We start from the raw sequence: 14,205 nt of genomic DNA, 5'->3' as shown, positions 1-14,205 counted from the left end.
GTGCGAATGGCAAAGACAGTGACGTAAAGCCTAGACAGCGGTGCGTGCTCGGCACCGCAAACATTCCACGGATTCTGTCACCTTCGTCTTCGACAAAAGCTCCGCTGATCGGTTAACTGCGTAAAAACAAGTCTGCAGGCTGCCAAATCGTGCGTTACACAGTCCCCTTCCGCCTTAATCAAACAGCAGCACTGACTTGCCACGGGTATGGCCGTTGAGAATGTCCCCGTAAGCTGCACGCGCTTCAGCAAACGGATAAGTGCGGCTCACCGTCCAGCTCAGGCTGCCATTTGCCACACCTTCGACAACACGACGAAGATCCGCAGGGTTGCGCTTAACCCACATCGGCTGCACGCGAGGTGACTCGACTGGCTTACCGGCGATGGTGCCGATATGGCCGTCGACCTTGACCAGTTGCAGGGAGGCCTCAATCGCTTCGGCGGTGCCTGCCATATCAACCGCTGCATCAAATGGCTCAGGGTGCACGGCGCGAATGCGCTCAATCAGCCCCTCACCATATACAACCGCGATAGCGCCCAGCTCACGCAGGTAGTCCTGATTCGCTGCCGATGCCGTTGCCACAACCTTCAGCCCCTGCTGCTTCGCCAGCTGAATGGCGATTGAACCAACCCCCCCTGCGCCTCCGTGAATCAATAGAGAAGCCGGAGCACTCAGGGCAAGCTCGCGCAGAATGGTCGAGGCCGTCTGGCTGACACCAGGCAGTGAACCGGCTACCTCCCAGCCCAGAGATGCAGGCTTAGCGACCAGGTTGGTTGCTGGCACGAGGATATAGCTGGCATGGGTACAACCGGCCCCGGAGCCAAGCACCTCATCACCAACCTGCCAACCGCTGACACCTTCGCCAAGCTGCTCGATAACGCCTGCAAACTCCGTCCCGAAGTGTTGCGGCAATACCTGACCGAACTCGCCTGTCATACGCCGCGCATCAATCGGGTTGATCCCGGCGGCCCGCACCTTGATCAACACCTCACCCTTAGCAGGACGGCGAATTGGCCGAGTCAGAAACTCCAGCACCCTAGGGCCACCGTGGCTCTGGGCAGTCAGTACAGTATTCACATGGCTCATGATTAAACCTTCCTTGTAGGCAGCACACAGCACGCCCATGCCGAAGCACGTGCGGGAGGCTGAATGGATTACTTAAAAGACAGATGCCTGCTGCAAAACAGCAGGCATCAAAGGGCTTATTTCACCGGCGGGCGATCGTCCACCGAGCTGCCGGGGTAGCGGGCAAAACGCCCTGAGTCGGCAGAATGAACCGGGCCATTGCTCGGCCATGACCAACCACCGAACTGAGTGCGGCGATAATCGGCAAAGGCCTGATGCAACTCAGCCTCGTTGTTCATCACAAACGGGCCGTGAGCGGCCACCGGCTCACCGATGGGCTTGGCCTGCATCAGCATGATCTGCAGCAGGCCCTCACCGGTGTTTTCAATCTCAACACTGGCGCTGGCCGACAGCTCAACCTGAGTCTTACCGGACAACTGCTGGTCAGCCACACGGAACGTATCCGCCTCGTAGACGTACAGCATGCGCATCACACCGGCGTCCGGTTCTACGGGCAACGTCAGGCGCTGCCCTGCAGATAAGCGAATCGACCACAGCGCGAGCTTGTTTGCCTCATCTGCTGCCCACGATTTTTTCGGCGGGCTGGGCGGCACAATCACCTCGCCGTCAGCAGGTTTGAAAGCACCCGCAATCACAGTCACGTCATTGACGGCCTGCTCATTGTCACCCTGAACATTACGCCAGACTGGGATCTGCTCCGCCCACAGCATCTTGAACTCAGGCTCGGCAAACTTGTTACGCGCCGGGAGGTTGAGCCAGATTTGGAACAACTCCAGATCATTGCCTTTATCCTCATTCAGCAGCGGAAACATCTCCGCGTGCTGGACACCACTGCCGGTGGTCAGCCATTGCACATCGCCCGCGCCATAGCGGGCAGTCGCCCCTAATGAGTCGGCATGGTCGACAAACCCTTTGCGCACAAAGGACACCGTCTCAAAGCCACGATGCGGATGCACCGGGAAACCCGGCACGCGCTCGCTGTGGTACATGCTGAAGCCATTCTTGCGGCTGAAATCGCTACCCAAAGGTCGCCCGCCCAGCGCCTCAGCAGGCACACCCATATCGCCATCGCTGGCCGGGTAATGATCCAGGTGATAAGCACAGAACAGAAACGGATCAGCCCCGGACCATGGTGCAGTGAGAGGGGTCACATTTAATACTGCGTTTTTCATATCGCATCTCCTCCGGTAGCCTGGGTTCAGTCCCAGTGCTACGAAACGGCCAGTCCCTTTTGGTTCCTGAATGATCAGACTCATTCAAGCACTGATCGGAAAACTCGGCCGTTTGAACACATTCGCGGTGGCGTGATAGCACAAAGGGCAGCGTGCCCGAATCACCCAAGTCGCGAACAAAATGTTCGTAGGGCTATACTAGTTAGCGCAATGAAACTGAACAAGGAGGCACTTTTTTGAGCGATACAGACACCCATGTTCGTGACTCAGGCATCCCCCACGCCGGGGAAAACTGCCGGGCGCTGGCAGAAACCCTGGCCCGCATTGGCGACAAATGGACTGTACTGGTGGTCAGTGCCTTGCAGGATGGCCCGTTGCGCTACAACGAACTGCACCGCCGGGTCGGTGGCATCTCCCAACGCATGCTGACCCTGACACTTAAGAGCTTGGAGCAAGACGGCATCGTCGAGCGCACCGTCTATCCCACCATCCCGCCGCGAGTCGATTACACCCTCACAGACCTTGGCTGCAGCCTGCTGAAACCGCTCCAGGCGCTATTCCAATGGGCCTTGGAAAACCGCCCGCTGATGCTGCAAGCACGGGAGAAATTCCAGCAGACAGACCGCCAGGGGGCGGCGCAGTTGAAGAGTTTTACGGTGGCGCCGGAGTAACGCCCCCGAAAACGCCCAGCATGCACGGTGCATCAGGGCGTTCTGCAACCACTTACGCTCGACTTCAGGACTATGCCGCGCCTCCTGTCGTAAGCGCGGCAATCTTACAGGCATGCAGCGTTGCACGGCATGAACAAATCAATGTGCGGGCGGAGCCTCTTCCGCCGCGGTGCCGTCTGTGTGCTCCGGCTTTTTGTTCTCACCAAACAACGTCCGCACCAGCGGGCCGATGGTCAGTCCCTGAATCAGAATCGACACCAGCACGATGATGTAGGTGATGACCACCAACACATCACGCTCCGGGCCAGCAGGCAGCGACAACGCCAGTGCCACCGAAACCCCACCGCGCAGACCGCCCCAGCACAGGGTACGGATGGTTCCCTTATCAAACTGCCGCTCACCTTTGCGCTGCATCAAACGCAAAAGCATGACCCCTGGCGCAACAGCGGCCAGGCGACACAGCAAGACGCCAGCGCCCAGCAGGATCGCCGCCCCGAAGTGCAGCCAGCTGATCGGCAGCAGGAGCAGTTCAAGGCCGATCAGGGCGAACAACAGGGCGTTGAGGATGTCATCCACCAGCTCCCAGAAGTCATCCACATATTCGCGCTCTTTATCACCCATATTGCGCAAGCGGCCCACGTTGCCCATCACCAGTCCGGCCACCACCGCGAAAATCGGTGCAGACACATGCAGCTTTGAGGCAACCGAAGCGCCACCAAACACCATCGCCAGCGTCACCATTACGGTCAGTTGCGGCTGATGGATGGTCTTAATCATCAGGCACCCGACATAACCGACCATCAGGCCGAACAACACGCCACCAAAGCCTTCCTGCACCAGCAGCCAGGTGATTTCTCCGGCACTGGGCGAATGCCCTAACGCGGCGATGCCCAGCAGCACACCAAACGCCACAACTGCCGTACCGTCGTTAAACAGTGACTCACCCACAATGGTCATGCTCAACGGTTTTGGTGCACCACTGGTTTTAAGAATGCCCATAACCGCAATCGGATCGGTGGGGGAAATCAGCGCGCCAAAGATCAGGCAATAGATAAAGCTGACCTGCCAGCCCAGTGCTTCAAGCAACACATAGGCCACGCCACCCACTGCGAAGGTCGAGATGACCACGCCCACCGTGGCCAGAAAGCCAATCGGCCATTTGTATTCCTTCAAGTCAGCCAGGTTCACATGCAGGGCGCCAGCAAACAGCAGCGCGGGCAGGAACCAAGTCATCAGCACCTGATGGAAATCGATGCCCTGTAAAAACTGGATAAAACTCTTTTCCAGAATGGGATAACCCGCAGCGCTAATGCCCTGCACAGCCAACGATAAAAGCAGTGCATTCAGCATCACGCCAATTGCCGGTGGCAGTTTAAGAAAGCGGTAGTTCAGATAGGTAAGAAGCGTGGTCAGCGTTATAAACGCGGCAGCGAGATCAAGCATCGTGGTCCCAAAATTCCCTGTTGGTGTTCAAACGTAAAAGGCATCCATCCCCCCCCGGTTTGCAGGCTGGGCTTACCTCCACAGCAGTACAGAGTCTGCACAGACTCCCTCAGTTGCACCAGTGTTTCAGTCACAAGAACAGATTTGGCCACAGGTTGGCTGCGCCTGACGTTGTGGTCACAGCGTTCGAAAATATGGCGCTGCCGATAGTTTGACTCGTATCAGTCCCACACTAATTTTCATGTCCAATCGCTCTAATCCGGCCCATTGCCAGTACTGAAGTGCGAAACATAGGGTGTTACAAGGGGCAGCATCTATCCAGCTGCATGTAACCTCCATAACAAGGATGTGAACAATGGCCAAACCTGCCGCTCGTCTAAGCGATCTGGATGCCTGCCCATTACCTGGGCACGGTACAAACCCGACAACGACCGGTTCGCCGGATGTGTTGATCAATAACCTGCCAGCGTTACGTGTGGGCGACAGTACGGCCTGTGGCGATGCGGTCACGCAGGGCATCCCCAATATCCTCATCAACGGCAAGCCGATTGCTTTTCAAGGCAGTGCGACGGCCCACGGTGGGATCATTATTACCGGCTCAGGCGATGTACTGGTGGGCACGCAAACCTCCAACGCACCGTTTTCCGCACCCGAGGTTTTGCCGCGCCACAGTGAGCAATACAGCTTGGTCGACAAGCACAGCGGCGAGCCGGTTGAAGGCGCGCTGTACTGTGTGGAGTGCGGCGACGGCCAGCGACGGGTCGGCTACACCAATGCTTATGGCAATACCGAGCGGGTGTTCTCTGATGATCCGCAGTCCGTCACTGTACGCTGGGGGCGAGATGCCGCCCGGTATTTGAAAGGGCTTGGGATTAGCTTCTAGGGAAAGAACATGGCCACACTTCACCAAAGTAAAACCAGCGCCGAACACGCTACAAAACAGATTCCCGTCAGCCTCGCCCGCGACTACATCACCGTCGTCGGTGCCTCACATATGACCCTTATGGAGAAAGTGCGCGGGCAGAAGGGCAACAAAATGCGCTTCATCAATCAGGGCATCCGCCAACTACGACAGTATCCGGCGGCGACGCCGAGTTACTCGGTACAGCGCATATTTCTGATCTTTATTGATGATTACGAACGCCCGTTGCTAAACGCTGTTAAAGGCATCGTCGAGAAGAAATACGGTGCTCAATACCGCGAGTTGGACAACATCTCGCAGCTACTGGACTTCATCAACACGCGCATCCGCAAAGAGCGCGAGGTGATGCAACTGGATATGTTCGCTCATGGTCTGGTCGGCAGCATCGAGTTCGGTTACGAGTTGAGCAAGGTCGATAGCTACCGCCTGCGTGACGCCCAGGCTCGCATGCTTCAGGCAGATGCATTCGATATGAAAGGGAAGATTTATTCCTACGCCTGCCGTACCGGCTTGGGTATTCAGGCAGATGTGATGGTCCGCGAAGGCGAAGACCCAAAATACGACCAAAGCCTGGCGCAGTTAATTGCGAATACAACGCGCTGTTCGGTGTGGGCGTTTCCACGGCGTAGTAACTACGATGGCACATACGGCAATGCGAGCGACCGGGCGCAGCAGGCGAAGGCGGTGGAGCGAGTCAAGGCCGATCAAGCAGCACATGAAGCCCATGCTCAACGCTTATTTAGCTACCAGAAGCGCTTAGCCGCCCATAGACAGAAAGTCAAAAATCCACAAGCCCTGCTCCCAAATGAGTCAGCACCATTACCACCTCAAAGGACTGCATCAGACCATGAAAAAATGCTTGCGCGGCATGCCCAAAGTCGAGACGGCTATGAAAGTCAGATTGGCTACCCTTTAGACGCCGAAGGTGCTCTTCGCCCTGTCCGAGCAGGGGATACCCCATCAGGTCTTCCTGCCTCTCTATTGGAGTACAAGCCAAAGTGAAAGCTGGACTGAACAAATCTCGCGTGCTGGCTGCACTTGCGCTTATTGCTGTTCTTTTTATTGGATTCGCTTGGGCTACTAAGGAGGGAACAATGTCTAAGAAAGTCATGATGTATTACGGCGGTTGGGACACTGAGGAAATGTTCGATGCCACTCAGTGGTTCACAAACGGCATGTATAAGCCGCGCAATATTGAAGCAGATGGCAGCGCGAGTAATGTCACCATGCTCCGTAACAAGCCACTCAAACTAACCTCCCAACAGGTTGAGCAGCTCCCGGTTGTGTTGGCAGGAGCTTTCTTCAGTGCTGATATCCCCCTGGACCTTGAAGCGTTTGCCATCTCACAACCAGACCTGAGCAATCGCTACCGCTACGCTTACAGCGCCTTTGCCAGACCCAATATCCCCGAGGATTACTACTACCTGTATCTGGATTGGCAGAAGAAACAGTTTGTCGTGACCTTCTCTATGGATGCCCAAGCGCCAGACAAGTTAGCAGGAAAATATGTTCAGGAAGTACACGCTGACCAACCTGCCGATGCCGAGCACATGAAAGTCTTTGCTGAAATCACAGAAGCCGAACACGACGCTCGCTAGGAAAGTAACGGCTGCCCCCAATGGAACAGTGGTCAGGTTTCACATTGAAATCATGAAAGCCCTACAGCCTCACAAGCCATTGATATGGCTACTGGTACTGACTGCATTGCTTACTGTAGGTGTCGCCCTCAAATTCACCAGAGATGAAGCGATCAGCAAAGTGGTGATGTATTACGGCGGCTGGAACACTGAAGAGATGTTCGATGCCACTCAGTGGTTCACAAGCGGCATGTATAAGCCACGCAATATTGAGGCGGATGGCAGCGCAAGCAATGTCACCATGCAGCGAGCCAAGCCTCTTACATTCACCAAAGATCAGATTAAGGAGCTCCCCTTCACCGTCCTGGCGCTGCTTAGGAAGGACTTCCCCGAGATCAATCGGGAGGCGTATCTCGACAACCCTCCCGATTTATCCAAACGCTATCGCTATGCATATAGCGCGTTCAGCAAACCCAACGATCCCGAAGATTACTACTACCTTTATCTCGAGCTTGAGCAGCGGCGCTTTGTTGCCACGATACGACGCGATGCTCAGAGCGGAGCCGACATAGCTGGCAGATTCATCAGTGAGGTATATGCAGACCAACCCGCCGATGCCGAGCACATAAAAGTCTTTGCTGAAATTGCTGAGGCTGAGCGTAAAGCCAGCGCTATCCGTAGCCTGGATTAGCCGCAGGCGTAATCCGGGGAACGCTATTACAGCCAATAACACAGCGACGGAACGATGCGTGCCCTCACCCTAAGTTCTGGAGGCAGGCAGGTGTTACGGGGCGTTTCCTCTACCTACTGGTGGATGAAAACAACGTCATCCACCCTACCCCACTTGGCCTCTGCACAGGCGTAAAAACACCAAAATATGGATTTTACTCCTTCTGCGAGCCGATAAGTCACGGACACTTTTGATATTAGAGTTGGTGATTCTTTGGTGATAACTTTCTACAGCAATGGCGTTACATAAGCCTGATCTATTTCTTGTATAGAGACCCCGAGTAACCACATCGGGCTCTGGAGGATATATGTATTACGTTGATCTTACTTATCAAAAAGACATCAGTGAAGTTAAAGATCTGATTCCTGCACATACAGAGTGGATGGATAAGCAATTTGCCGAGAGTGATCTTTTTATCGCCTCCGGCCCTAAAAAGAATCGCGCTGAAGGTGGGTTCTTTATCGTAAAGTCGATCCCCCGTGAGGAGCTGGATAAGGTACTCGCGACTGACCCGCTCTACCCCGTCTCAGCCGTTACGGTGTATGACGTTGAGGTGCTTGGCACAGGCTCTGACGAATACAAGGCGCTGCTTAACGTCTAGTTGTATACCGCTGCATTTCTGGCCTGATCGACCCTCAGTCAAACACGAACATTTGAGTCAGAAGAAACTTCTGACTGTAGGTTTTTATTACCCTAAATTTAAGGAGTTTTACCATGCCCGATAACAAACAAGTTGCTCTTAAGTTCCACAAAGAGATTTTCCAGGACCACGTATTCGACAATCTCGACGATTATCTGCATGACAAGTTTGTCAGCCACAGCATTTTCGATCCGATTACCGACAAGCCGTTTTTCATTAACTTTTTCAAGGGTTTCTTCAGTGAAAACCCGGAGTTCAAGAGTGAAGTTAAGCGTGTGATTGTTGATGGCGACTACGTTGTCCTGCACAACCACAACGCTTTCAACAGCCAGCACAATGGCTTTGTCGCTGTGGATATCTTCCGCTTCCGTGACGGCAAGATCGAAGAGCACTGGGACATTGTTCAAGAAATCCCTGAGACCTCTAAGGTCAGCAACGTCTTTTAATCATCCGGGGCGCGCTGAATGCATTGGCATTCGGCGCGCCTTTTTCTTTACGCCAGAGAAACGGTCTAATCATGAGCAAGAAACTCCACTACATTTACGATCCGTATTGCAGCTGGTGCTACGCCATCTCTTCCTTCGTTCAATACGCCAATGCCCATGGCGTTGAGGTGGAGCTGCATGGCGGCGGCATGATCACAGGCGAGCGCGTCGCTGCGCCAAGTGACGAGCTGCGCAAGATCCTTAAAGATAACCAACCCAAAATCACCGAACTGGCGGGTGTGCAGTTCAGCGACAGCTACTACCAAACGCTGGATCAGGACTGGGTGATGAATTCGATTCCGCCCTCAGCGGCAGTCGTTGCGGCGCAGCAGTCTGCTGGCAAAGGCCTTGAGATGATCAAGGCCATCCAGGCTGCGCAATTCCAAAAAGGCTGGGTCATTAGTGAGCAGTCCACGATTGATCGTCTTGCTGAGGAGTTATCCCTTAACAATGAGGCGTTTAAGAGTGCTTATGCACAGCTGATTGGTGGTGAGATTACTCAGCACTTTGCAGATACCCGAGCACTGATGGAAAAGCGCGGAGCAAAAGGCTTCCCGACTCTACTGCTAGAACTGAACGGTAAGCAGAGCCTGATTCCAACGCAGAACGTGTATGGCAATCAGGATGCCTGGCGCGAAATACTGAAATTGACCTGATTTAAATTGTCGAACAGCTGATTTAAGCTGCATCTAATCCGAGCAGTAGCAAGTGAATTCGTAGTGCACAGAGTCAATGGCACATAATTGCGTCAAGATAAGACTTAGATCGCATTGGGTTTCAGCTTCAAAAGTCTTCTTTAAAGGCTGCCGTAGAAAACTACGGCAGCTGTGTCGTGTTACGCCGACAGAGCAACATCAGCGACAGTACCGTTAATGAACATCAGAAGTAGCTAAGGAGCGCGACACCTTGTTTGCGTGAAGTATCAAGCCACTTGATTTGTGATGTACCAAAGGAGGTAGGGAGTGACTGTATGTTGCCAGACAGTTGATTGAGTGACACTGAGTTCGTGGTGGTTTCCCCACTTCTCATACATTGAGTCTGTATTTGGTTTTGTTGCTGAGTGACATCACAAGAGCGCTCGACGATTGCTCCAGTGAAGCGAATCACACCACTGCTGACTGCCACTTTTTCTGCTGCCTGAACGAGACTACATGACACCCCGATAAGCAACGCCAAGCAGCTTGAAACGCATACTTTCTTCATGACCACCCCCTCGAATTACTCATAGGTAAAACGCTCGCGGCAATCGCATGAGCGTCCGCCGCAGGGCTGCACGCTCACATAATTGAAGTTAGCAGCCCGTATGTAATCCATCGGTTCTAAGGGAAGGTTCTTGAGGACTTAACGACAGCCGGTCAGCCCGCCATCAATTCAATCTCACACGGTATGCTCCATCCGAATCAATCTCGCCAACACCGCCCGGCGTACCCAGCAACAGCTCATTTCCAGCTTGTACGACGCTGCTAAAGCTCGGCAGGTTGCTGCCTGATCCGGCTTGCAGGGTTTCCAGGACTTTGCCGTCACCATCAATACGGAATACGAAGGGATATGCAACCGGCTTGGGCATCAGAGCGGCCGGTAAGCGCGCCAGCACCTTACGCAAAAACGGATGGGGTGCAAGTTCATCGAGCAGCTTTTTACGCGGTGTGAACAGGGATACCCAGTACGTGCCGTCTGGTGCATTGGAGATGTCGCCAGGAAACCCCGGCAAGTTATCCAGTATCACTTCGCGCTCGCCCTTGCGCGGTCCCTCCAACCACAGACGGGTAATCCGGTAGGCTCCGGTTTCAACCACCAGCAAGTAAGACTCATCTGGCGAAAGCACCACACCATTGGCGAACTCCAGACCATCCAGAACTCGCTCAAGGCGGCCATTCGGATGACGCAGCCACACTTCACCATCACCACCATGCTCCAGCATCGCCAGTTTGTTATCCGGCAGGCTCCAGCGGGTTGAGGCCTCAGTGAAGAAAATGCGTCCATCGCGGGCTACGACCAAATCGTCGATAAAGGTAAAGCGACGCTCCGGCGTACTTTTCACCACCTGCGAAACCTGACGATCCCGGGTGACCTTCCACACCACACCTTTAACTTCATCCGCTGCAAACAAGCTGCCATCCGGCCCGAACGCCAAACCTACTGGGCGGCCATCGACCTTCACGAAAGTCTCATGCGCCTGCTGCCGTCGCCAGCGCACAATACGGCCGTCCTCAAGGCCGCTATAACGCCAGCCATCGGCATCTTGCACAACCGTGTCTGGCCCAGCGATGTTGCTCTGGTCCTTAATGGCAGCATTCATTCTCTGGTTTGGCACCCAGGCACCTTCAGCAGGAGGCACTGCTGCGGGCTTCCAAGCCACAGGGCGAACCGAAGTGGGCCAGAACAACAGATAGGCAACAACTGCAAGCAACACCACAAATACTTTTCGCATGGCAACGTCCTTATTTGACGACTCATTTGAAGCCAAAGACTAGCCAAACGCAGGCCTAACCAGCCTATCCCATCACGCCAAATTCATGACCCAACATCCACTTCACCTGGGCTGAAACGTACTGACTGATTCAGTGAGTTAGCTAGCTTGAGCATTTTTGTGTTGAAAAATGTCTGACGCTGACGATATTGTTATCATATAACGTACCAGGAGATTCACCATGAAAAAGGGAATTCACCCCGACTATCGCCCCGTTCTATTCCACGACACAGCTGCCAATGTGTTCTTTCTTATCGGTTCAACGGCCGATACCGACAAGACGTATACCCACGAAGACGGCAACACCTATCCCTACATTGTTCTGGACGTATCCAGCGCCTCGCACCCGATCTACACCGGGCAGCAGCGCCAGACCAAAGCCGAGGGCCGCATCGCCGGATTCAACAAACGTTTTGGCGGTTTTGTCGCTAAGCCATAAAGCGCACCCAAACCCTGCTTTAACTGCCAATAATTGCAACGATATAACATCGGAATCAAAAGTGAACTGTCGTCACCCGCTTGCTTATGCAATAACCCTCGCCTTCCTACCTGTTACCTATGCCTTGGCGGATGCACCTCAAGGTTCACTTGAGCTGCAGAGCACCACGGTAAGCGCCAGCGCGCTGAACAGCTCCATCAATGAAATGACCACTCCGGCGGAAGTGCTGCAGGGTGATGAGTTGGTGAAACGCCGTGCATCCACCATTGGCGAGACCCTCAATACCCTGCCTGGCGTGCACTCAAGCAGTTTTGGTGCAGGCGCCAGCCGCCCGGTAATCCGGGGGCTGGACGGGGCTCGGGTGAAGGTACTTAGTGATGGCGTAGACCTTGGCGATGCCTCGACTATCAGCCCTGACCATGCTGTTACCAGTGAGATGCTCTTGGCTGAACGCATTGAGGTACTTAAAGGCCCCGCCACCTTGCTCTACGGTGGTGGCGCGATTGGTGGCGTGGTCAACGTGATAGACAAAAAAGTCCCCACTTACGTACCGGAAAAAGGCTACGAGGGTGAACTGGAGCTGCGCGCCAATTCGGTCGCCAACCAGGGCGCGGGAATGTTCGGCATTACTGCCGGGACAGGTAACTTTGCCCTGAGGGCCGAAGGCAGCAAACGCCAGGACAATGAATACGAAATACCGGGCTCTCCAAGCAAGCAAGCGGGCTCTTTTAACGACACCGACAGTTATAGCCTAGGCGGAAGCTTTATCGGCGAACGCGGGTATATCGGCGCAGCCTACAGTGAACAAAATATTGAATATGGCCTGCTTGCCCACCAGCACGCCGACTGCCATACCCACGGTCCACGTGACTGGCACTGTGCAGCCCATGAACACGGACATGATGACCACGATGAACATGATCATGATGACCACGATCACGATGATCACGACGGCCATGACCACGATCACGCAGGCGTGCCTTACATCAAAATGAAGCAGAAGCGCTGGGATCTACGCGGCGAACTCACCGATCCACTGCCGGGCTTTGAGCTGGCCAAACTACGCGTCGGCCACAGTGACTACCGACACGATGAAATCGAAGGTGGAGAAATCGGCACACGCTTTGACAATAAATCCACAGACGCACGCCTTGAACTGACCCACGAGCCACTATTCGGCTGGCGTGGCGTGCTCGGCGGGCAAACCATGCGCCGCGACTTTGAGGCCAGCGGCGAAGAGGCTTACGTTCCACCGACCCTGACCAACAACCATGCAGTGTTCCTGCTGGAGGAATACACCAGCGGCGATTGGCGTTATGAGCTGGGTCTGCGTCACGAGTGGCAGGACATCGACGCCAAAGGCGCCAGAGATACCAACCACAACGGCACATCAATCTCAGCCGGTGCAGTCTGGACCTTTGCCCCGGAATACTCCTTGGGTTTCTCATTGTCCCGTTCGCAGCGCCTGCCGACAGCCGAAGAACTGTATGCCAATGGCCCTCACGCGGCGACCCGTACCATTGAGTTGGGCAATGAGGACCTGGACAAGGAAACCTCGAAAAACGCTGAGCTGACCCTGCGCAAATTCAGTGGACGTACTACCTTTGCGCTCAGCGTGTACCGCAATGAAGTAGATGATTTCATCTATGCCGCCGACACCGGCCACAACGTGGGCGGAGGCTATCGCGAAATCGAATACCGCCAGCGCGACGCCGTCCTGACAGGTGCAGAAGGCTCCGTGACTTATGCCTTGACCGACAAAACAGATGTGACGCTGTTCGGCGACCACGTTCGCGGCAAACTCAAAAGCGGTGGTGATCTGCCACGTATCCCGGCAGACCGTCTCGGTGTGCGGGTCAATCAGACATTTACCGATGCCATCAGCGGCGATGTTGAATTCTATCGCTCACAGCGCCAGAACAAAGTGGCTGATTACGAGACCGAAACCTCAGGCTACAACATGCTCGCTGCCGGCCTGAGCTACCAGGGCAAGCTTGAAAACACCGACTATCAAGTGTTCCTCAAAGGCGACAACCTGCTGGATGAACGTATCCGCAATCACAGCTCATTCATCAAAGATGACGTGTTGCAGCCGGGACGCAATTTCACCGTAGGGGTTCGACTAAGCTTCTAGGGCTCCACTTCGGGTGGCAACCTGGCTCCTGGGTTGCTGCCCTGTTTAATACACAAATCTCACCACTAGTAAGACGCAACACATGCAGAGCCCACACGCTCATGCAGGGTTAATGCACTTATTTAAAACCGAACTTCCTGCCCCTTTTATCGACTCAACCCTAAGCCTTGTTTGCACAAGTGGTATTCGTATAACCATTAACCTCCACCCACTTCTGATACCACTGGATCTGTCCGCTCCGAAACCCATCCTTACCAGCCAGGAAACAAACAGCCGTTATTTGTATTAATCGTTAAACCTGTAATACCACTAAATATTAATGAGCGAGAAATGTGATAAATCGCACATTAATACAGTTTGCAGTCACGATTAATTCCACAATAACAATCAGTCCAGGCTGAAAACCTCAATCACCAGACTCTTATCTCTCGTCTCA

Annotated in this window: 14 protein-coding genes; 10 read left to right on the top strand and 4 right to left on the bottom strand. The window is 54.2% G+C overall.

Annotated elements, in window-relative coordinates; translation table 11 throughout:
* Positions 1–174: 174 nt before the first annotated feature.
* Positions 175–1,086 (bottom strand): NADP-dependent oxidoreductase, encoded by a 912-nt coding sequence (locus tag WG219_02535; GenBank protein WXL26387.1) that lies wholly within the window; start codon positions 1,084–1,086, stop codon positions 175–177.
* 116 nt (positions 1,087–1,202) lie between these two features.
* Positions 1,203–2,258 (bottom strand): pirin family protein, encoded by a 1,056-nt coding sequence (locus WG219_02530; protein WXL26386.1) that lies wholly within the window; start codon positions 2,256–2,258, stop codon positions 1,203–1,205.
* A 236-nt stretch (positions 2,259–2,494) separates the two neighbouring features.
* Between WG219_02530 and WG219_02525 the strand changes: the two genes are divergently transcribed.
* Entirely contained in the window at positions 2,495–2,929 is a 435-nt protein-coding gene (locus WG219_02525; protein ID WXL26385.1) for a helix-turn-helix domain-containing protein, read from the top strand.
* Positions 2,930–3,067: 138 nt separating this feature from the next.
* On the opposite strand, the gene WG219_02520 is transcribed toward WG219_02525, so the two are convergent.
* On the bottom strand, positions 3,068–4,372 hold the full coding sequence (locus WG219_02520; protein ID WXL26384.1) for a sodium:proton antiporter: 1,305 nt from the start codon (positions 4,370–4,372) through the stop codon (positions 3,068–3,070).
* Positions 4,373–4,727: 355 nt separating this feature from the next.
* On the opposite strand from WG219_02520, the gene WG219_02515 reads away from it, so the two are divergent.
* From WG219_02515 to WG219_02485, 7 genes are all read left to right on the top strand, one after another.
* Positions 4,728–5,255 carry a PAAR domain-containing protein gene (locus WG219_02515; protein ID WXL26383.1) on the top strand — a complete coding sequence of 176 codons (528 nt, stop codon included), beginning with the start codon at positions 4,728–4,730 and terminating at the stop codon, positions 5,253–5,255.
* Positions 5,256–5,264: 9 nt separating this feature from the next.
* Positions 5,265–6,296 carry a hypothetical protein gene (locus tag WG219_02510; GenBank protein WXL26382.1) on the top strand — a complete coding sequence of 344 codons (1,032 nt, stop codon included), beginning with the start codon at positions 5,265–5,267 and terminating at the stop codon, positions 6,294–6,296.
* A gap of 92 nt (positions 6,297–6,388) precedes the next feature.
* Positions 6,389–6,892, top strand: coding sequence for a hypothetical protein (locus tag WG219_02505; protein ID WXL26381.1), 504 nt, complete (start codon positions 6,389–6,391; stop codon positions 6,890–6,892).
* Positions 6,855–7,562: a hypothetical protein gene (locus WG219_02500; protein ID WXL26380.1), complete on the top strand. Its 708-nt coding sequence runs from the start codon at positions 6,855–6,857 to the stop codon at positions 7,560–7,562. Before WG219_02505 ends, WG219_02500 begins: the two co-directional genes overlap by 38 nt.
* A 346-nt stretch (positions 7,563–7,908) precedes the next feature.
* On the top strand, positions 7,909–8,202 hold the full coding sequence (locus tag WG219_02495) for a YciI family protein (protein WXL26379.1): 294 nt from the start codon (positions 7,909–7,911) through the stop codon (positions 8,200–8,202).
* Positions 8,203–8,315: 113 nt separating this feature from the next.
* Positions 8,316–8,687, top strand: coding sequence for an ester cyclase (locus tag WG219_02490; GenBank protein ID WXL26378.1), 372 nt, complete (start codon positions 8,316–8,318; stop codon positions 8,685–8,687).
* Between the two features lie 71 nt (positions 8,688–8,758).
* Positions 8,759–9,382, top strand: a complete 624-nt coding sequence (locus WG219_02485) for a DsbA family protein (protein ID WXL26377.1) — start codon at positions 8,759–8,761, stop codon at positions 9,380–9,382.
* A 710-nt stretch (positions 9,383–10,092) separates the two neighbouring features.
* Here the strand turns inward: WG219_02485 and WG219_02480 are convergent.
* Positions 10,093–11,157 carry an SMP-30/gluconolactonase/LRE family protein gene (locus WG219_02480; protein WXL26376.1) on the bottom strand — a complete coding sequence of 355 codons (1,065 nt, stop codon included), beginning with the start codon at positions 11,155–11,157 and terminating at the stop codon, positions 10,093–10,095.
* Between the two features lie 220 nt (positions 11,158–11,377).
* On the opposite strand from WG219_02480, the gene WG219_02475 reads away from it, so the two are divergent.
* Together WG219_02475 and WG219_02470 are read left to right on the top strand one after the other, a co-directional pair.
* Complete coding sequence (locus WG219_02475; GenBank protein WXL26375.1) at positions 11,378–11,635, top strand: type B 50S ribosomal protein L31; 258 nt, start codon at positions 11,378–11,380, stop codon at positions 11,633–11,635.
* Positions 11,636–11,696: 61 nt separating this feature from the next.
* On the top strand, positions 11,697–13,769 hold the full coding sequence (locus tag WG219_02470) for a TonB-dependent receptor (protein ID WXL26374.1): 2,073 nt from the start codon (positions 11,697–11,699) through the stop codon (positions 13,767–13,769).
* The last annotated feature ends 436 nt before the right edge of the window (positions 13,770–14,205 follow it).

The organism is Pseudomonas mendocina, from assembly GCA_037482215.1.
GTDB classification, from domain to species: Bacteria; Pseudomonadota; Gammaproteobacteria; order Pseudomonadales; family Pseudomonadaceae; genus Aquipseudomonas; species Aquipseudomonas mendocina_E.
This window is presented reverse-complemented; position numbering and strand designations above follow the sequence as displayed.